Here is a 20,719-nt window from a genome sequence, read left to right on the forward strand (position 1 = left end):
TAGCTGTAAGCGAACACAAACGACACTGTCATTTGTTACATCAGTAAGCAGCCTTCAAAACCAATAAACCCGGTTTGGCTGTTATCTTTGCATCAAACCCCATCACGTTGTTATGAAAAGACCGGCCCACGAAACCAAAGTACTTGTAGCCAGAGAAATTCCAGACCTCGGTATCAACATGCTAAAAGAGGCTGGCTTTCAGGTAACAGTGTGGCCAGGGAAAGTACCCATGACGCAGCAAGAGCTGATTGAGAAGGCAAACCAAATGCACGCCATCCTTACCCTCAGCGCCGACAAACTAAACGCAAATTTCTTTCAGGAGTGCAGCCATCTCGACATTGTATCGCAGTTTGCGGCGGGCTACGACAACATCGACATACCGGCTGCGATCAAGGCAGGTATCCCGGTTGGCAATACGCCCGGAGCCATGAGTGATGCGACTGCCGACATTGCCTTCGGGCTGATGCTGGCCGTGAGCAGGAAGTTCTTTCACATGCATAAAACCATTGGCAGAGGCGAATGGGGTGCCTTTCAGCCAAAAGCCAATTTGGGGCTTGAGCAAAAAGGGAAAACGCTGGGCGTCTTTGGCTTGGGCGCTATCGGCATGGAAATGGCCAAACGGTGCCACGGTGCCTACGACATGGAGATCATTTACTGCAACCGCAGCCAGAACGAAGAAGCAGAAAAACGCTTTGGAGCCAAAAAAGTGAGCTTCGATGAGCTGCTGGAGAAAAGCGACGTTATCTCTGTGCACAGTGTACTCAGCGATGAAACCAGAGGTATTTTCAATAAAGCCGCCTTCAGCAAAATGAAGCCGACAGCCATCTTTATCAATACTTCCCGTGGTGGCACTCACAACGAAATCGACCTCATCGAAGCGCTGAGGTCAGGTACGATCTGGGGAGCAGGGCTTGATGTAACCAACCCCGAACCGATGAAATCGGATAACCCTCTGCTCGAAATGGAAAACGTGGCTGTGCTGCCCCATATTGGCTCTGCTTCGGTGAATGCCAGAAACGAAATGTCGAGGATGGCAGCCGTCAATATTATCGAATTCTACAAGACTGGCAAGGTTCCCTATATCATCAACCCCGAGGTGCTCAGCTGAGCCACTGACATAGGGTTGTCAGTAGCTAATGTTTCTTTGTTGTATGTTTCATCTAAAGCTGTTGCTTCATGCCCAAAGAAATGATCATCAAAAACACTGTTACTATTGCTGCGCCTGCCTCCAAAGTGTGGGACGCCCTTGTCAACCCTGAGCACACCAAAAAATACATGTTTGGCTGCGAGCCCATCACCAACTGGCAGCCAGGAAGCTCCATCAGGTGGGTGGGGGTGTTTGATGGCAAAGAAATAGAAGCTGTAACCGGCAAGGTGGTCAGCATAGGCAAAGGAAAATCACTTGCCTACACCACGTTCGATCCCAATGGCACCTACCCCGATTTGCCTGAAAATCACCTTATCGTTACTTATAGGCTAGTGGAGAAAGGTGGAAGCACCGAATTCACAGTCACCCAGGGAGACTACTCAACAGTGGCCGAAGGACAAAAACGGTATGATGACACAATGAATGAAGGAGGATGGGCAGGCATTCTCGAGCAGATAAAAGGCATTGTGGAGGCATAAATTGTGTTTTTTTTACAATTGAGGCCATACTATCCTGAAGTATAGTGTAAGTAAGTCATTATAAAGATGTTTTTTTCTTATCAATGTATGTACATTCATCAAAGAAACATCTGCAAAATACTATGGCTACAGAACAAAAACCCTCAAAAGTACTTCATGTCGCACTATGGGTAGTACAAGTCCTCCTTGCCCTTTCTTTCGGCATGGCCGGTTTTATGAAACTTACGACACCAATTTCCGACCTGGCTGCCCAGATGGTGTGGCCCGGCGACATACCGGCCGCACTTGTCCGTTTCATCGGTGCTTCTGAGCTTGCAGCGGCGGTGGGTTTAATCCTTCCTGCCCTCACTCGTATCAAGCCTATACTCACAGCATACGCTGGCTGGGGGCTGGTCATCGTCATGCTGCTGGCTGCCTTGTTTCATGCCGGCAGAGGCGAATACTCAGGCATTGCTTTTAATCTGGTCTTTATGGCGTTGGCCTTTTTTGTGGGCTGGGGAAGGTCAAAAAAAGCACCGATTGCAGCAAAGTAATATGGAGACCAGCGTTTCTTCAAGAAACTGCTCTTCTGGAAAAGTTGGGCCTTTTTTTCTCCTATAGAGAAAGTAAAGTAATTAAATTGCCAGGAAAAGTAGACTGTACTATATGACTTACAAAAGCTTTTCCTGGCTTATCATTACCGTGTTGGCAGCGGCCTGTACTTCAACCGACAAAAAGGAAGAAGCTACGTCGGATATAATAGACTTTAAAATCCACAGCCAATTACCTCATGATACCGGCTCCTTCACCGAAGGATTTGTTGTGCACAATGGCAAGCTGTATGAAAGCACCGGCGAAGAAGGGCACTCATGGTTTGGTGTGCTTAATATCAAAACAGGCAAGCCGGAAAAGAAGGTGGATTTGGCTGAAGAGTACTTTGGCGAAGGGATTACTATCCTGAACAATAAAGTGTATCAGCTCACCTGGAAGAACAAGCAGGGCTTTGTTTACGACCTGAACACGTTCGAAAAAGTGAATGAGTTCACCTATGAAACCGAAGGCTGGGGACTTACCCACGATGGCAAAGACCTGATTATGAGTGACGGCAAAAGCAGCCTGTTTTATCTTGACAGCGCTACCCTTAAAGTCACAAAAACACTTCCTGTTACCTACCAGGGCCAGCCCGTAACCATGATCAACGAGTTGGAATATGTAAACGGATATATCTTCGCCAACATCTGGCAAACCAATTCCATCGTAAAAATTGACCCTGCCGATGGTGAGGTCGTAGGCGTTCTCGACCTCTCCGCCCTGGCCGAGCAGGCCAGGATCAAAAACCCTGAAGTGGATGTACTCAATGGCATTGCCTGGTACGAGGGCACCAAGTCGTTGCTGGTAACGGGGAAGTATTGGCCCACCATTTATGCATTAAAACTCGAAGAATAAACATGGCAACAGAAACCAACAGCAAATACGGCCTTTTCGGTCAGCTAAAAGCCAAACCTGGAAAAGGTGATGAGTTAATGGCCATCCTGATGGAAAGCGCAGGGACAGACATCCGCATGCCAGGCTGCCTACAGTATCTTATCGGCAAAGACCCGGACAACGAGGATCTCATCCTCATATCTGAAGTGTGGGAAACAAAAGAGGATCATGCTAACTCGTTGAAGCTGGAAAGTGTGAGAGCCGCCATTACCAGGGCCATGCCGCTGCTGGACGGGATGCCTGAGAAGGGCATTGTTTGGGAGGTGATGGGTGGATTGGGGATTTGATCGAAAAACTCTCTCCTAGCCCCTAACAAAGCCTTTTTGCACTATTCAGCTATCTTTCTCTGGAGACTTCTTTTTTTACCGGCAGTCAAAAAATCAGCCATTGATTGATCTAACTCCTTGTGAAAACGGTCTTTATCCGCCTGATAAAGATCTGACAGTTCTGCACGAACTTGTCTCATATAGTCGACCGCTTTGAATCTATTGTTAATTTTCGCTGACATATTTTGAGTTTTCTTACCCATAAAGCTCTTGCAACTCCAACTTTTTTATCCTTGACCTTATCGCTCCCCTTGTGCGCCCAAAATGGGCAGCAAGGTTCTTAACGTTAACTCCCTCGCAGTACATGACAGTAAGCTCTTCGTCAAGTTCTGCTGACCAGGGTTTGTACGCATCTTTGTGTCCCGCCCTAACTTCTTCCACGGTATAGGATTTCTGATGAGTGTCTCCCAAGGATACTCCCCCTCTCTTCAACCCTCCCACAGAAACTTCACCTTTCCTATCCTCTTCAGGCGGGGTACTTATCACATGAATTTGTGGTGACTTCGGGAAATTGAAAGGCATTAGGGCTTCGGGAATATGAATTACGCTTTTAGCCCGGGTGATAGCTACGTACAGAAGATTAATTTCTTCGGCCAGCTTTGCCTTGTTTTGTTCTCCTTCTTTTCCCTCCACATTAGCTTTCTCTAATTTCTCCTCAGTGATAAAGTCGTCGACAATCTGAACTGCATCATACTCCATCCCCTTGCACCGGTGCACGGTTGAGAAAATCATCTCTGCCATTTCTTTATCATCATTTTCAATGTGCTTTTCCTTAATAGATTTTATGATCTTCGGGATTTCATTTCCATACTGTTTTACAACCTCAACCATCATTGAAAGCTGAACATCCTCAGTTTTCTCAATATACTCTTCAAGATCGCCAAGGTCTCGCATCTGCCTGATCAACTTATCTCTTATCAGCCTACGCTTTCCATTATAGAGATTCAGTACATCGTAAAGCGAGGCTCCTTCGTCGGCATATGTATAGGAGCTGATATTGCCTTCAAAGTAGATGCTGTCCACTTTTTTCTTTTCAGTAACATACTCGATTGCCTTGAGCAACAGGCCAAGGTTTGTGCGCCCGATGACCGCCTTAGACTTAACTTCCGTTGCCGCACCGTTACCAATTATTGAGCATTTATGATCCTCTCCAAGTTGGGTTTTCAGCTTCAACTCTTCCATGGCCAAGTTGGCGATGTCTTGACTAAATCGAAAGCTTGTCGAAAGGTTAAAGCTATTAAAGTCTGCTTTTTCCAATGAGTTCACCGCAAACCTCCATCCGTAAATCTGCTGGTGTGTATCTCCCACAATCACTTTTGTGGCTTTTTGTTTTAAAAAGACATCCAGCATAGCTGGAGAAGCGTCCTGCCCCTCGTCAAACAGAATGTATTCGTAGGATAACGTAGGGTTGGATAATTGAAACTTTTTGAGGTAAAAGTCGTGCGTAATCTCTATTTCTGCCTTGTCCATTTTGCTCAGAAGCAATCGGGTTTGCATTTCTATATAGGGGTAAAACGAGGTTACAAAGATTTTGGCTTTACTATCCGACACCACATCCAGGTAGTTCAAGTCCTGCACTCGCAACTTGTCGCTATTACAGAAGTAAGCAATGAATTTGTTAATGTGGTTAGCGACAATATATTCTGCATGTCTTTCACCATTTCCCTGTAATCCAAGTAAGTCGGCAATTTCATGAGTTTTGTACCCCTGCGATCTTACGCTATAGTTGCTACCAAAAACGATATGCTTGTAGGCAAGCGAGTGGGCTGTTTCTACTCTTACATTGTGCAACCCCTTCTCCGTAAATTTTTTACTGGCCTCTAGTCTTACCGACTTGTTGAAAGCCAGGTAAAGCATTTTACTATGCTTTGGTCTTGCCCTGGCATACTCAATAACTGTGGTTGTTTTACCCGATCCGGCCACCGCATTTATCTTGATATTTCCAGTAGAGTTAACTATCGCTTGCTGTTCTTTGGTAAGCTTCATGCTATCGAACTAGAAATTTAATCCAATAGAAAGTTACATATTTTACCTTTATCTAACCGACTTTATTCTAAGCAACCCATTCCGGTGCTCCATTTTATAATTCCGCCTGCAAAACATGAAAAGGCGGTAACCAGACGAGTGCCCGCCACGCAAATCTGGAAACAGATTAGCTACTTCTTCTCTATTTTTTTCATCCTCTCAGCATAGTACTCTTGCCCGCTAAGCTCAAAAGCTTTTGTCACGTTAGCCAGTGCATTGGCATTGTCGCCTTGTGACTCGTAGTAATCCGCCATTGAGTCATAAGCGTTGGGGCTTTCAGGGTAGTACTCAATCCCCATTTTGAAAAACACTTCTGATTTCGCTACCTGCCCCATTTGGAGGTACATGTAGCCTGCCTGGTTAAAAAGCTCCTCTACCATCGGCGGAAAAGGGTAGCCGAAGTGTTCTTTCAGCACTTTCTCCCGCTGTTTGATTAATGTGAGCAGCTCATCCAAAGGGGTTTCGGGGCTGCTGTATTTTGTGGGCGACTGAAGCTGGTACCACTCAAACTGCCTGATGAGCCCATCACGCAAAGCGGGCAGCGGCACAGTCCAATGATAGTCATCGGGGTACGTCTTCCACGAAAAGGAAAGGCCGTTTTGTGGCTGGCTTTCTGCGAACCTGGAAAACTCAATAATAGAACGGCCGAACAGGCTGTACTCCGACGTGTCCTGTATCACATTATCAAGGGTAACTGATTCATCGAGCATGTGTAGCTGACCAGCCCCTAATGCCACAAAGAGTGATTTTCTCTGGAACTGCCGGCTCTTTAGCGCTTCCTTTGCTTCTTTCATGAGCTTTTGGTCGTCCCAATCGAGGCTCGGGTCGATGGCGATGTAATTGTCGAACAGATGGGTGTGATTGACCAGCGTGTTGATGGTGAACAAACCGCCGTAAGAATGCCCGATCAGCGTCCTGAACGGTGAGGTTGGGTAATTGCTGTCCACATAAGGGATCAGCTCGGTTTCCAGGAAACGGGTGAAGGCTTCAGCACCACCGGTAGCCTCTCTCACTGCGCCCCCATTCCGAAACTTGACTTCAGAGGTGGTCAGGTCCCGGGTGCGGTTGGTGCGGTTGGAAATACCCACCAGAATCATGTCGGGCAGGTGGTGGCCCGTGTAGTAGCTATACACTGCCGCCAGTGCACCCAACTGTGCGCCGCCGTCCAGTAGATAAATGACCGGGTAAGTCGTCTTGCTTTCCGGGTTGAAGCCTTCAGGGAGCTGCACCCAGAAGTCTCTTTGCTCTTTCAAGACTTTCGAATAGACGCTGTCTTTCATCCCTAGCTGAAGCAGGTAAGAAGACGGCTGTGCCTGGCTGCTGGCGGTGTGGCCGCTGATGACCAGGCAGGCCAGCGCCAGGAAAATTTTTGCATAGTTGTTCACGCCATGATAGTTCATATGATGGAAGTATTAGATGTAGTAATGAGGTTTGATTTACTGAGCTTGCATGCTCTGTTTCATTTGCTGCCAGTCTTCGTCGGTGAGTGGCTCAAGGTAAGCCGGTAGCTTATACACTGATCCCCGCTGCCCTCTGCTCATGTTTTTATAGATGGCCATAAGCGTGTCGTATTGCCCTTTTGTTTCTATCGGCAACAGAATCCCCTCCTTCAGGTCCTTTTCGCTCATTTCGCCGGTTTCCAACACTTCTTGCATACCAGCGGTATAACGCCAGTAGTACAGCATCTCCTTGCCCGACACACCCGGGTTATCGGAGCAAGAGATCAAAATAACCGCCAGCATCGGAATAATGAGTACTTGCTTCAGTGAGTACATGCTGCTCTTTCCCTTTGTCATCATTTGGAATCGTTGTTTGGTAGGAGAAAAATTGAAACCACTAACCATGTTCATCGGTTGCTGGCCATCAAGATAGCTCAGCAGGATGGCCTGATAGTGGCGGAGATCGTGCGTTCTGAGCACATCGCCATCGGCCAGAAACTCATGATTGAGCTGCATCGCCCTTTTGTACCTCCCCACCATTGGGTTGATCCAAACGAGCACTTTCACCAATTCCACCAGGAAGATATCGAGCGTATGCCACTGCTGCACATGAGCCAACTCGTGCTTTAATAGTTCCGGCGGGATGGCCTCAAACTGAGCCTTGTTGATGAAAATATAGTGAAGGAAGGAATAAGGTGAGGTCTCTTCTGTCAGGAGCACAACTATAGCCCGGCCGTACCGGCGCCGTTCATGGCGGGCTGCTTTCCTGAGAAACCTGTAAATATCGACGCAGAAGCGCACCAGCAATACGGCAACGACAAGTAGATAGACAGCACCTGCCAGCCACTCCCAAAAGAAATAATTGGTTGGCACATAGGGTTCAACAGCTGTGATGGCGCTTTTAATACTTTGCGACGTATCAATTGAGATAAGTGGCACTACCAGAGACGTCACCAGACCACCTAACAACATCACCCTTTTAAACAAATGGTTCTTTTCGTTCTCAAAAAAAGCTTTGTAGAAAATATAGACAATCGCCATGGAAAGGCTGAATCGCATAACGTAGATGATCATTTCTCCGACTCTTTAAGTTGGTCATCAATCATATCCCGAAGCTCAAGCAGTTCTTCCTTACTTAACTTAATGTTCTTTGTAAAAAAGGAGGCAAACCTCCCGGACGACCCCTGAAAGAAGGTGGCAATCATATTCTTGACATAAGACGTAGAATAGTCTGACTTCCCGATCAGTGGGTAGTAAGCCCTCGAATTGCCAGTGGCCCGAAATCCTATGGCTCCTTTGTTGGTAAGTCTCTTCAGCAAAGTGGCGATGGTAGTTACTGCCGGCTTTGGCTCCGGGTAAGCATCGATCAAGTCCTTCATATAGGTCTCGTCCGATTGCCATATGTAATTCATCAATTCCTCTTCCTTTTGTGACAACTTCATCTGCGATATATGTTGGTTATCTGTCTTACTCTACAAATGTAGAGAAACTTTTCTATTCTACAAACGTAGAGCAGTGAAAACTTATTCCAACGGACGACGTGGCCCTTAAAAACAGTAATCCCCCAGTTCGACTTTGACGGCAGTCGATCTGGGGGACAAATAGTTATACCTAAAAGTTGAAACGCTTACTTCACCTCGCCTGGCACATAAGGCCCATACACCGCATCCCTAAACTTCTTGTGTACCTGTCCGGCAAACGGCATGATCTGCACGAATAATACAGCCGTCAGGTCGTTCACAGGATCCACCCAAAACAGGGTACTAGCGGCGCCATCCCAGAAAAACTCTCCCACAATGCCATGGTTCTCATCGGCTGATGCCGGTGGACGTAACCTCACTGCAAAGTCAACACCGAAGCCTACTTGTCCTTTGCTGGGCAGCCACATGCGCTCTTTGATGTTTTCATCGAGGTGATTAGTGGCCATGAGCTTTACTGTCTCTGGCTTTAGAATAGTGGCGCCATCCAGCGTGCCATCATTCACATACATCTGAGCCAACCGCATATAGTCGTCTACGGTAGAGGTAAGACCATAACCACCTGGCGTCAATGCCCATTGGTTGATATTGAAAGAATGGGCGGACGAATCGGGCAGCTGAATGAGCGAGCCATCCTCATTTCTTCGGTAGATTGCTGATATCCGGCTGCGATCGCTCTCGGGCACGAAATAGCGGGTTTCGGTCATCTTCAAAGGATCAAGCACGTTCTTCTTCACATACTCTCCATAGGGCACTCCCGACAATCTTTCGACCAGAAAAGCCTGCACGTCTACCGAAGGCCCGTAGGCCCACTGCGTGCCTGGTTGGAACATCAGCGGGATGGTACCCATCTTTTCTGCCATCTGCACGAGGGTGTTCTCTCTGTTGGCAGGATCAGCTGCCCTCAACACCTCACCCAGTCCCGGCATATTGGGATTATTGGCAAAGCCTGCTGTGTGACGGGTAATGTCTCTGATGGTGATCGGACGATCCAGCGGCTCCAGTATCATTTCCCCGGAAACAGAATCAATCCCTGCAAACACCTGCATGTCCGCAAACTCCGGTGCGTATTTCGACAGTGGCTCATCTAGCTGGAAGGCGCCCTTGTCGTACAGCGTCATCAGCGCCGCACCTGTCACCGGCTTGGTCATAGAGTAAATGATGGCAATGGTGTTTCTGTCCATCGGGACTTTGGCATCCCGGTCAGCATAGCCATAGGCATTAAAGTAGGCCTCCTCGCCTTTCTCGAAAATCAATGCAGAAGCACCCGCCACCATGCCGTTTTCTACCATACTGTTGAGCGTCGAGTCAAGTCTGGCCCTCACAGTTTCATTGTTGGCAACAACGCCCGCTTCTTCTTTAGGCGTGCTGCAGGCTAAAAAGCATAGTAAGGGAATGGCAAAAAGATATTTGGTAGGTTTCATTGTAGGTGGAGTAGGTTTGTTTTATCGCAAATATTGACGAGCCTTTCGGTTAAGATTCAGTTGTTAAATATAGTAAAGCTTTCGGGTTGCGACTCATGCTTTATCGACAGAGATCGGGCCAACTACTTTGAGCGAACGATTTCGTAGTAATCCGACTGACCTTTCGGTACCACGGCAAGCTGATCAATGACTATTCCCGTTTGATTGACATAGATTCGCACCGTTTGGATGCCAGCTTTCTCAGTGGTAAATGGATACATCACCGACACAAAGTTTCTCAGCACATTGGTCTTCCATTCCTCGCTCCTTCCCCGGGTATTGATGGGGAAATCTCTGCGCCCCGTCTGATTCACTTCAATTCCCACCTCAAAGTCGTATTGATTGGCATGCGTAGGGAGACACCTTACCTCCAGCTCATAGCTTCCTGCTTTTTCCAGGCTAAACTGATATTCAAGATAAGGCAACTCATTCGAGAAAATGTGGCTTTCAAACGGAAAGAGTGTCACACTTGCGGCGCTATAACCAAGTCCTTCAATGGCTTTCCACTCATAGTTTTCAGCGCCTTTGCTTGCTACAAACTCATTGGCCTGTATGGCTATCTGAAAATCTTGTGGGCTTTCTCCGGCACTTTGACTCCCATCTGACGGAGGCGATAAATGATAGTCCGGCATAGCGTACACAGGAAGATCCCGTGGATGCATCGACATCATCCACTCCCATTTGCCATTGCTTACCCCTGTGTTGTACTTTTCAGTAAGAGTAGCAATTTGCTCGTAGGCGTTTTGTGCCTTGTCGGCCAGTTGCAATTTCTCAGCAGGGTCGGTGGCAACGAAGGATTGCTGCGCCAGCAAAAATTTATCATTCATTAAGGCGGCACCCTTCACCGGGTACTCCACCAGCTGAAAGTAGGCATCCCTCCTGTCTTCGGAAACAGCGGTTTTTATCTTGTCCACCCTTCCAACAAGTTTAGCATAAGCGTCCACCCGCCGCTGCACCTCGTTGTTGCTACCCTTTGTACTAAACTCACTCATCCTTGTAGGCGTAATAGGTTCCGTTTGGCTCCACCCCATATACTCAGGTTTCCGCAGCATGGCCAATCGATAGTACTCCTGTAGTACGTCGGCTATTTCGCTTGCACCTTCGTCTCCAAACGCTCTTGCACACCAATCGATCAAATGTTGCTCAATTGTCGCCTCAGAAACGCTATTGATGTCCCACGCCAGGTCGAGAAAGAGCTCTATGTCATACTCGCCAGGTTTGATATCGCCCACATTGGCAATCCATATTTTTCGGGCGCCATTTTCGTAGGCCTTCGTCATTTCGTACCAAATCAACCCGGGCTGGGTGGTGGAGAGCCAAAGGTAGTCGTGGGGACGCCCCCAGTAGCTCAAATGGTAGTAGACACCGCTTCCTCCCTTGCGTTTCCGTTCCGCTTCATCGCTTAGCCTGCGAATGTAGCCATAGTTATCGTCTGTCCACATCAGGGTGACATCGTCGGGCACTTTCAACCCCTCATTGTAAAGATCCAACACCTCTTTGTAAAGCGTAAATACTTGCGGCACCTCTTCAATCGGCTTGTCCATGCTATTCACCAACATTTCCCGCTGATCGGCGATGATCGTTTCCAGCAACTCCACTTTCTCGCCAGTAGTGGCGTCTCCCTGCATTCCCGAATCGTGAACACCCCGCATTCCAAGTGAATAGATATTATTTCCATGCCTCGCTTCAGTGATTCGCTCCTGCCAATATTGTTTTACCCTTTCACTGTTCGTGAAATAGTTGAAGTCTCCATATACATCCTCATCCCACTCGTCCACATTGTTTCTAAGCATAGGTTCGGCATGGGAAGTGCCAATGGATATGTGGTATTTCTCAGCCATCTCCTTATTGCCGGGAATCTGAAAAAATGCCTTCGTGGAGGGGTGCATGGCAGGCCATATCGTATTGGCTTTCAGCCTGAGTAGCAGCTGAAATATCTTTTCATAGGTTTTAGGGCCTATATCTCCAGTTTCTGGCTCAAAGGTTTTGGCTGCCCAGGGCTGCAGTCCCCAATCTTCGTCATTCAAAAAGATGCCCCGGTACTGCACCGATGGGCTCTCCTCAATTCCTTCGGCAGGCAACGCCAGTTTAATGGATGCCGATTTGCCTGGCGTAACGTCGGCCCACCACTTCCAGTGAGAGACACCTATCCTTTCTGCCAGCTCAAACACGGCATACACGGTTCCTCTAACGTCGCTACCTACCAAAAACAAGCTTCCACTTTCCTTTCTGATGATGAATTTCTCCCATTGGCCGGAAAGCCGGGCCTGATAGCCAGCGGGCGAACTTTCAATGAGCTGATCATTAAGCACACCAACATAAATCCCGGCAAGGTCTGCGCTAAAGCCGTTGGCGGCAACCACTTGCACGTTCTTTCCAGTCATTTGCTCAATGTCGCTAGCAAGATCGGCTACGGCCCACTTGACAAGCTCGTCAGTGCTTTCATCCACATAGATCGTCGTTACCGATGACTCATCTGCAACAATGAATTCGTTGTTCTGCTTTGAGGTGCAAAAGGTGAAGAGTAGTAAGAGGAAAGGGTAGAATTTCATGTCAATCTGATATTTATTCACTTCGGTAAGCCAATTAAATTCTTGCCAATGACATATCCATACTGCACCCTCCTGCTCAGAAACCCACCATCAATAAAAGTAGCAGCTGGTAAAACAAAAAGGGTCAGCAACTGACCCTTTTTGTTAAAATTCTTGCGACCACGGGGTTACTCCATCTTCCAAAAAATAATCCCACCGGCCTGCTTGCCCATGTCGACAGAAGCTACTTTTGTCCCTTTTTTGATATCTATTACATCCATGGTGCCAGGTTCTCCGCCAATTCCCTCCACAGAGATAAAAGCGTACTTGCTATCGGATGAAATGGACACGCCATGCGACACTTTGCGGGTGTTCTTTATTCTGGCGGTTTCCTTCGCTTTCTTCAAGTCCCACACACCTGTTTCGGCGCTGCCTTTGTAGGTAGCGACCAGCCAGCGGCCGTCCGGCGACACATCCACATTGTAAGGTGCCTTTCCCGTTTTGAGACGGTTGGTGATTTCCCACTTATCGAGATCCACCTCCAATATCTCATCGGAGCCATTGCCAGCCACATACACTTTTCTCTCGGTTGGATGAGGAATGGCCCAGGTAGGTTTTACAGCGCTGTGGTACATCTTTTTGCCACCGCCAGCCATCATCGAATGACCCATGGCACTATGATCCATAGCACTGTGATCCATACCTCCCATGCTGGCCATTGCCGGCTCCTCCTCCTTTCCATCGAGATTGAGCTTTCTGGTTACTTTCAGCTTAGTTGTAGAAATCTCAAAAAGCTCGCCCGACATCATGCCCACCGAATAGTGGTACAGTCCATCAGCTGAAATCCTCGAACCATGAGGCATCACTCCGGTTTCTATGCGATCGATCTCGATCATTTCTTCCGGGTCTACCACCGACACCGTGCTGGGGACCATGTCGCCGTGCAAATCGAAGTTCACGCAGTACAAAAGACCTGTCGCTTTCGATACTTGCAAAGAGGCGGGGAAAAGCCCCAGCCTGACGGTGTCAATTACCTGATTCGTTGCTGTGGAGAACTTATAGAGCGTGCCATAGGGGTTGCCATGCGCCAGCGACAGGTACCAGAACTTGCCATCCGGGCTTACATTGATGCCATGCGGCCCCTCAATTTCTGCTGGCCAAATACCCACGGCAATAGTTTCTTCTACTGTGGCCTTTGTTCCGTCAAATTTGATGAGTGCTACTTCATCCTCCGACTCCGCAGTGACATACACATAGTAATTCTGTGCACCAGCAGTGTAACCAAAGAAGATGGCCGCTGACAGCAGGAATGATTTGATCATAGTGTTCATATGCAAAGTGTCGGCCTACTTAGTTTGTATCTTAGCATTCTCTGGCACCACTGGTCTAAGCTTGGCCGACCACAAACCACTGTTCCAGTCGGAATAGAAAATATGGCCTTTGTGTGGCTGCGCCCCCCAGGTAAATGGTGCATTGGATATATAGCCATCTGGATCCTCAGGCACTATCCAGGCAATCTCACGGCCCTGACGATTCAGGTCGCCCAGTAGCTCGCCGCTCAAGTCAACCACCCGCACACCACCGTTGTAGAAAGCTGCATACAGTACATCACCCTCTATCCAGAAATTGTGCGATCCGGCAAAAGGCACCTGAAACCAGGCCACTTCTTTAGGGTTCTTGAGGTCTGTGAAATCGATGATATGAAGGAACCCTGCTGCTCTGCCCGGCTTGCGTCCGTCGGGGTCTAAGCCATAAGGAAATTCCTCATCGCCTAGAATCACGTAAAATTTGCCTGTCTTTTCGTCCTTGTAAGGAAAGGCAGCGTGGTTCGAGCCACTTGGGTAAGCGTAGCTGGCAAACTGCACCGGGTTCGATGGAGAGCCACCGGCAATGCCATTGCCCACGTCGACCAGTTGCACGCCGTCGTCCCAGTTAGAAGAATAGGCGATACCATCATGCACCCACACATCGTGGATGGAGTGGCCAGGGGTGTCCAGCTCAAACTCACCTACAATTCTAGGCTTGGTCGGGTCTTCAATATTAATCGAGTAGTATTTTCTACCTGCACTCAGCGCATAAACATGCTTTTTGTAAATAAAGACATTGTGAACACCTCCCGTTAGGTTTTCAGAAAACTCAGAAATGACCTTAGCGTCCCTTGGGTTCGTGACGTCAATGATCACCAGGCCGTTTTTCCTGTTGGAAGCACCTTCTCTGGAGATCACACAGATTTTCCCATCTTCCGAGATTTTCACATCGTTCACGGTACGGGCATCTACCTTTACTGAATCAATCAGCATCATGCCGGCTGGATCGGTTACGTCCCAGAAGTAGGCTGTGCCATCGGCACCCCAGGTACCGGTTACGGCGTAGTCTTTTCCGTCAACACCCTCCCAAATCCAGAAGTCGGATGTGTGTTTATTGTTGACTGAACCCTGACCTACCAGGTCGATTTTCCGTGAGATATTGCGGTTGTTGGCGCTCACAGTGACAGAAGCTGCAGCCGGGCCACAGGTAGCATTCAACACGTAGAGCCCTGGCTGGTCTGCCACAAACTTTCCTTCTTTTGTCATTAAACCCGATGGAGCGGCAGACACATCGTACGACTCACCGGTAAATGAGTAGTTGATGGGTGCGTCTTTGACGACATTTCCACCTTTGTCCATCGCCACGGCAGTCAATGTAAATACGTCGCCAGACCGGCCTTCCGTCATGTCCGCTTTCAAATCAATTTTAGCAATGGGGTTTTCCATCACGTTCACTTCCAGCTTTCCCTGCACACCGCCAACTGAAGCCGTCAAGGTCACTTTACCTTTTTCACGGGGAATTATTTTATAGAACGGCGCAACAGCCACCTTGCTTTCATCCGACGATTTCAGCGAGACAGCGACTTCCGGGCGTTCAAATCCGGCTTCATCCGTCACTATCAGCGTAAGTGGCACGTTCACTCCAGCATAGATCTTGTCAGGAATTGGGCCAAAAGCTACTTTGGCTATGGGTGCAGGTGCTATATTGACGGTAATATTCGCCCTGAGCATGGGCTCTCCCGGGCTTATCACTACCACACCATATTCTCCGTGTCTGATGGCCGTAGCCATTCCGGTGCTGTCTACTACAGACAGAGCACGCTGGTTTCTTGAGTAGAATATAAAATCCCGGTCTGCTACCTTTTTTCCGGCGGCATCTACCACCACAGCTTCCAATTGCATCGACTGGCCGATTTTCATCGACACATTCTCTGAGCCGACTTTAAGAGACAGCTTTTGAGCCTGTAGAAATCCTGCGCTAAGGAGCAGGGCAATAAAGTGGAGTATAAACTTTTTCATAGGTTGGGTTTGATTGATTGTTGAATGTAACAAAAAGTGAAGTATTGATCACGTAGAATTAGACAAATGGTGGTGTGAATGTCGACCCGCCAGCACACAATAGTTTCTCAACAGGAAAAATCACACAAAGGCTAAAGCTAATGAATAAGGGCACAAAGCCGAAAGCCTTGCGCCCTTGCATTTCCCCACTATGGGTTTACCTGAAGTTCAAATACTTTGCAGTGACCTGCTTTCCGGTGGCTCCACTTGGCCTTAGCCAGGTAACCATTCGTCCGAAGCTATATTTACCCGATTCCTCTTCCTACTCCCATTTTCTTACGGCCACCTGTTCCGCAGAAGGGAAATCTGTCGGAATAGCCTGGGTCACAGCACCGGTAGCTACCCACTCCGCACCCCTTTGAAAGGTAGTAATGAAGCCTGCACATTCCATAGAATAGTCGAAGTGGCCCAATGCTGTGTGGAACACCCGGCCTTGCCCGTAGTTCATGGCCATCAGCAGCGGCACATGTTGCCCCATGCCTTTTACCTTAGGATTCCATGGGGGCGAATTGCCCTCTACATCTGCATAAGCCGTAGCCAACACCGTGGCGTTTTCCCATGGGCCTCTCATGCGCTCATACAGCTCATCCTGGGTGTGCATCCAGGCAGCAGGCAATCCTTTCATAATAGGGTGCTCAGGAGCCCGTGTGGTCATTAAAAATTCATATTCTGCGCCATGCGAGCCGCAAAAGCCTGCGGAAGGATCGATGATGAGCTCGTTGGCGTCGTTGTAATATACATAAGGGCCGGTGATACTATCACGGCCGCCCCAGGCACCCACACCAATCATTTTATTGTATTCATCCCAATCGCCCCAGGCGTTGTCGGCGGCATGCACCACGATCAGCCCACCGCCTTCGCTCATGTATTTTTCAAAAGCTTTTTCGGTAGCCTCTGGCCACCTTGGACTTGCCGCTCCGAGGTTAGAAACCACCAGGTCGTACTGGCCAAAGTCGATGGAAAATCGGGAGGTCTTCACCGGATCTTTAGAAATAGCATATGCTGTTGAATCCAATGGATAAGTTTGGATATAGTACTCGTAGGCAGCAGGGCGTGACTTGTTGTATTTAATGCCCAGCCACACAGAATCCATGCGGTGGATGTCTACCTCAAAGAGGCCCGTTTCCTCCAGGTAGTCCTTCATCATCATGGTGGTTTTAGGCCATATGTAGTGGTTGTTCTGACCGTCAACGATCAGCACTTTGAGTTTTGAAGCTTCTGCTTCTTCGTTGCTGGCCTGTTCTTCCTTGTTGGCCGGGACGCATGCCGTGGCCAGAAGTACTACTGCAACAATCCAATTGAATTTTTTCATTTTATATAGTTTAAGATAGGGTCAACCCAATAATGTCCGGCACTTGCCAGGAATTAAAGATAAGTTAAAGGATTGCTGGATGCCTACAAAAAGCTTTGTGAAAAGCGGCTCGATAACTCTCAAAAACTAAAATTCTCCACGGTACTTCTTGTTATTAAGTGCTTGAAATAACAAAGTCAAAGAATAGATGATACAATTCGATTTGGCTTGTGTCATTTCTATTATGAATACTGTTGAAAAATGGTTTGGACGTCTTTTCTATTGATTGAGTATGCGCTAGCGCTTTTATTTTCCACTGTAACCCTTTACTAATAGCATGCTTATCACCAGATATAACAAAACCGATCATTCCGGCATACTCATCACCTTTAGCATACTTTAACGTGATAAACCTTTCAACTCCCTCATCAATATAGGCTTTGTCTGCACTTTTTAGTCTTTTGCATTCAAGGATAAAATGGAGTCCAGTCAATTTAAAAGCAATATCAGTTCTTGCCAATTCGAAATCAGGAGTGAAGACCCAGTTTTCCCATATAACATCTATGTATTTTTTCTGCAACCATTTTTTGATCTTAGAATCGGTCTGATAGAGGTCTTTCACAAACCTATCCCTGATTTCATTTTCATTCCCAATAGTCTTATCAATACGGTGATGACTATCCGACAAAGATTGTATGAATAGTTTTTCGATTAACTCTTGTTTGGAATTGTATCCAATTTGACTAATGATGGACTGAACAAAATCAGCTTGTGAAGCACTCATGTGGTTGGCAAATATCTAATGAATGCATCTATTTCCTCCTTTGCATCCTTCATTGCCTGCCGTACCGTCCAATCTTTGAACTGATTGCTCTTAATGATATAGAACTTGCCTTGTTCCTTATCATAGATTTTAACCTTCTCCTCAAATAGCACCTTCAGTGAGTCAGTGTTTGAAAGCTGTTTATTCTTCACCAAATGAAGGATATCCAATGTTGTGTCTTTTTCAAGAGCTTGTTCTTCAGACCTTTCAACAATCGAAAAACAAATTACCGCCCCCATATTCGTAGAAAGATGATAACTGGCATTTAGCGTTCTGTCATCAGCAAGCATCAGGGAGTAAGCATCTTTGAACGACTCAAAAAAAGCCAGCAAGTCATTGAAACGGACTAGTGATTCTTTCTTACCAGCCCTATTTACCCGCACATCGTAAAACTCCCGGATGATCTCTTTTTCATAATCCACCAAGCCATAGAGGTCAAACACCCTTTCGTTGAGTTGATCAATTTCGGACTGGCAGTCTTCTCCTCTAGATTTTTTACTTTGGACGGTCTCAACTAACGTTGTCATTTCGTTTAGTGTATCTGGATCGGATATCACCTTGAATGGCAGGTTCTCAATGTCTTCATTTCTCAAGTTTACCCAAGTTTTACCCTTTCCCCATTGCACGGAAAGTTGATAAATAATGAACCCAATCAGCTTGGAATTAAATATGCCTAGATAGGGAGAGTAGTTATTAAGTTGGGCATCGTGGTTCCTTATTTTCACCGAAAGCATATTGTGCTTGAAGACTATTTCTTCATTTAAAAGGACGCCACGTAGGAGAAATCGGTCTGGCAAAGTCAGCCCTACCGGAACGACTATTCTGTTATCATTAAATATTTCTTCATCTCTACGGCGATGAAGTTCTTGATTCCAATTAAAAACACTTAAGTCAGGATTCGTGACAACATATTGTTGAAAATCTCGAGGTTCAATAATTCTCTTCCAAATGGGTTCGCCAAGAGATTTCATTTCCTTCTTTGGTTGAAATCCCGCTCTAACTTCAAGTTCAAGGTTCTTTTGCCTTTGAAGCTTACTGAAAATCAAATCATGAGCTTCTATGTCTCCGTTTACCAAAACCTTCCAAAGAGAGTCTCTTTTTGCAAGCTCAGGTTGAGCCAAGTTGAAACTATCAGACCCTGAACAATGTATAATTTCGAAATGATTGGCAAAATCTGTGAGCTTTGGTGAGATGTAGTGAAGTACGGTTTCTTGCCCGGAATTGATCTTAAAAACTATGACAGCACAGGGCTCACTGGCACCCAATTCAACTTTGTCTCCATGTACTTCACCAATCACAGATTTTTTGAATAGAATATCGTTGTAATGAGAAAGCTCATAAAAAGTATTGATCTGGTATTTTCTCAATACATCCTGCCGGAACTCGAAGGTTTTGTCATTTAAAAAAATGGAATTCTTCACTACCATCACGAATGAGGTGGATTCATCTCCCCATTTAGCGACCCTGGTCAGAAAAGCTTGTGACCTTTCATAATCTGCCACGTACTCATATTCGGGGTAATCGCCGCTTTTATTGGCAATAGCTGCTCTTTCCTTAAGGTATACTTCCAGAACCTTGGGGTCTTTTGAATCTGTAGGTACCGAACCCCATGGCGGATTGGATGCGATGCAATCAAAAACTTTGTCAGGGAATAGGTCTTCTAAAATGGCATTCCCTACAATTAACGTCTTGCCAATAAGACTTGGCAGAATGGGGCTTTCTTGTTCTATTTTCTCTCTGATAAAGGCCGGAGCTTCATGTTCCAATAGAGCCAGATAAAGGCTAAAGGCTGTTATTTGTAAAGCATTCTGGTCGATGTCAACCCCATAGAGTTGAGTCTTAAGAATTTCCTTTTTTTCTTCAAACCCCAGTGTCTTACCATGCGCATGCTGTATCATCTGGAAAGCCTGAACCAAAAAAGCTCCTGATCCTACTGCGGGATCCAAAATGGTGGCTTTGGAGTTTTGATCGAGCTTTTCTGCAAAAGATTGCTTCAGCATGAAATTGACCAAAAAATCTGGAGTGTAGTAAACACCGTCACCCTTCCTGGTGCTGTTTTTTAAAAAGGCCTCGTAAACGTGACTGATCAGTTGGATAGGAATATTGTCAAACTGATAAGGGAAAAGAAATTGTTGACCAGATCTATAATCACATTTAAAAAAAAGCGCTAGCTGGCTCAAGTATTCTTTTTTAATATCAGCTGCATGGAACTGATCATCGTATTTGAAAATATCACCATTGATCCTGGCTACTTGATCAAATGCGGCAGTTAGTTTTTGCGGGCTTCCACTATCAAGAATTGTTAAAAGGTAATCCTTTTGAAAAATTCCACGATCCTCCAGGTACTTTATAAACAAGCATCGTAGAATCAAAAGATGAACGATTTGATCATTACCGCCTTTGATTAAATCGCTTTTTAGTTCAAGCAGGTTCAATAACAAATCTTTGTCTACCGTCGATTTCTTTTTATTTCGCTGGTTTTTACTGACAAAATCGAAAAAATAGGCGGAGTCAATTGAGGCTTTCGAGATTAGTTCTGAATCTATCTTTTCAAATCCTTTCGTATTAATCCCATAGTCAAAGCTCTGGATACAAATAGCCTTTTTTAGAGGTCTTTCCTTGTCCGGTTTTTCTTTTACATTAATTAGGTGGGATTGATTACCTGCAACAGCAATAAAAACATGCTCTGTGTTTTTATTCCAAAGGCGCTGATGTGACTCAAAAATATCTGATTCATTCGGTGTGAATATGTATTTCACGGATAATGAATCATTGTCCACTGAATGTGTGAATTCATTGACTGGTTCGTTATGAACCTCTTCCTCGGAAAAGCCCAATTTCAAAAGGAAATCACGGAACTCAGAATTCATTTAGCTTTGATCGGTTTG

17 protein-coding genes are annotated in these 20,719 nt (G+C 46.5%); 5 read left to right on the top strand and 12 right to left on the bottom strand.

Features of this window, described 5'->3' with window-relative positions; translation table 11 throughout:
• Positions 1-112 precede the first annotated feature (112 nt).
• The 5 genes from GC130_RS04580 to GC130_RS04600 all read left to right on the top strand — a co-directional run bounded on the left by GC130_RS04580 (position 113) and on the right by GC130_RS04600 (position 3,377).
• Positions 113-1,108 carry a D-glycerate dehydrogenase gene (locus GC130_RS04580; protein ID WP_151997095.1) on the top strand — a complete coding sequence of 332 codons (996 nt, stop codon included), beginning with the start codon at positions 113-115 and terminating at the stop codon, positions 1,106-1,108.
• Between the two features lie 68 nt (positions 1,109-1,176).
• Positions 1,177-1,626 (top strand): SRPBCC domain-containing protein, encoded by a 450-nt coding sequence (locus tag GC130_RS04585; protein WP_151997096.1) that lies wholly within the window; start codon positions 1,177-1,179, stop codon positions 1,624-1,626.
• 122 nt (positions 1,627-1,748) lie between these two features.
• Positions 1,749-2,159: a DoxX family protein gene (locus GC130_RS04590; protein ID WP_151997097.1), complete on the top strand. Its 411-nt coding sequence runs from the start codon at positions 1,749-1,751 to the stop codon at positions 2,157-2,159.
• A gap of 112 nt (positions 2,160-2,271) precedes the next feature.
• Complete coding sequence (locus GC130_RS04595; RefSeq protein ID WP_151997098.1) at positions 2,272-3,051, top strand: glutaminyl-peptide cyclotransferase; 780 nt, start codon at positions 2,272-2,274, stop codon at positions 3,049-3,051.
• Positions 3,052-3,053: 2 nt separating this feature from the next.
• The gene (locus GC130_RS04600; RefSeq protein WP_151997099.1) at positions 3,054-3,377 is read left to right on the top strand and encodes a putative quinol monooxygenase; all 324 of its coding nucleotides are present in this window, start codon (positions 3,054-3,056) and stop codon (positions 3,375-3,377) included.
• Positions 3,378-3,418: 41 nt separating this feature from the next.
• On the opposite strand, the gene GC130_RS04605 is transcribed toward GC130_RS04600, so the two are convergent.
• From GC130_RS04605 to GC130_RS04660, 12 genes are all read right to left on the bottom strand, one after another.
• Positions 3,419-3,598, bottom strand: coding sequence for a hypothetical protein (locus GC130_RS04605; protein ID WP_151997100.1), 180 nt, complete (start codon positions 3,596-3,598; stop codon positions 3,419-3,421).
• A 13-nt stretch (positions 3,599-3,611) separates the two neighbouring features.
• Positions 3,612-5,402 (bottom strand): UvrD-helicase domain-containing protein, encoded by a 1,791-nt coding sequence (locus GC130_RS04610; protein WP_151997101.1) that lies wholly within the window; start codon positions 5,400-5,402, stop codon positions 3,612-3,614.
• A gap of 170 nt (positions 5,403-5,572) precedes the next feature.
• Positions 5,573-6,841: an alpha/beta hydrolase-fold protein gene (locus GC130_RS04615; protein ID WP_151997102.1), complete on the bottom strand. Its 1,269-nt coding sequence runs from the start codon at positions 6,839-6,841 to the stop codon at positions 5,573-5,575.
• Positions 6,842-6,877: 36 nt separating this feature from the next.
• A complete protein-coding gene (locus GC130_RS04620; RefSeq protein WP_151997103.1) occupies positions 6,878-7,954 on the bottom strand; it encodes a M56 family metallopeptidase in 1,077 nt (358 codons plus the stop codon).
• Positions 7,951-8,322: a BlaI/MecI/CopY family transcriptional regulator gene (locus tag GC130_RS04625; protein ID WP_151997104.1), complete on the bottom strand. Its 372-nt coding sequence runs from the start codon at positions 8,320-8,322 to the stop codon at positions 7,951-7,953. The genes GC130_RS04620 and GC130_RS04625 overlap by 4 nt, the downstream gene beginning before the upstream one ends.
• Positions 8,323-8,507: 185 nt before the next feature.
• On the bottom strand, positions 8,508-9,782 hold the full coding sequence (locus tag GC130_RS04630) for a serine hydrolase (protein WP_151997105.1): 1,275 nt from the start codon (positions 9,780-9,782) through the stop codon (positions 8,508-8,510).
• Positions 9,783-9,904: 122 nt separating this feature from the next.
• Positions 9,905-12,373, bottom strand: coding sequence for a glycosyl hydrolase 115 family protein (locus GC130_RS04635; RefSeq protein WP_151997106.1), 2,469 nt, complete (start codon positions 12,371-12,373; stop codon positions 9,905-9,907).
• A 167-nt stretch (positions 12,374-12,540) separates the two neighbouring features.
• Positions 12,541-13,674 carry a YncE family protein gene (locus GC130_RS04640; protein WP_193217766.1) on the bottom strand — a complete coding sequence of 378 codons (1,134 nt, stop codon included), beginning with the start codon at positions 13,672-13,674 and terminating at the stop codon, positions 12,541-12,543.
• Between the two features lie 24 nt (positions 13,675-13,698).
• Positions 13,699-15,678 (bottom strand): hypothetical protein, encoded by a 1,980-nt coding sequence (locus tag GC130_RS04645; RefSeq protein ID WP_226940382.1) that lies wholly within the window; start codon positions 15,676-15,678, stop codon positions 13,699-13,701.
• A gap of 301 nt (positions 15,679-15,979) precedes the next feature.
• Entirely contained in the window at positions 15,980-17,029 is a 1,050-nt protein-coding gene (locus GC130_RS04650; protein ID WP_151997107.1) for a ThuA domain-containing protein, read from the bottom strand.
• Between the two features lie 154 nt (positions 17,030-17,183).
• A complete protein-coding gene (locus tag GC130_RS04655; RefSeq protein ID WP_151997108.1) occupies positions 17,184-17,792 on the bottom strand; it encodes a hypothetical protein in 609 nt (202 codons plus the stop codon).
• The gene (locus tag GC130_RS04660) at positions 17,789-20,701 is read right to left on the bottom strand and encodes a class I SAM-dependent DNA methyltransferase (protein WP_151997109.1); all 2,913 of its coding nucleotides are present in this window, start codon (positions 20,699-20,701) and stop codon (positions 17,789-17,791) included. Before GC130_RS04660 ends, GC130_RS04655 begins: the two co-directional genes overlap by 4 nt.
• Between the last annotated feature and the right edge of the window lie 18 nt (positions 20,702-20,719).

Origin of the sequence: Imperialibacter sp. EC-SDR9 (assembly GCF_902498805.1) — a bacterium.
In the GTDB taxonomy this organism is placed as follows: domain Bacteria; phylum Bacteroidota; class Bacteroidia; order Cytophagales; family Cyclobacteriaceae; genus Imperialibacter.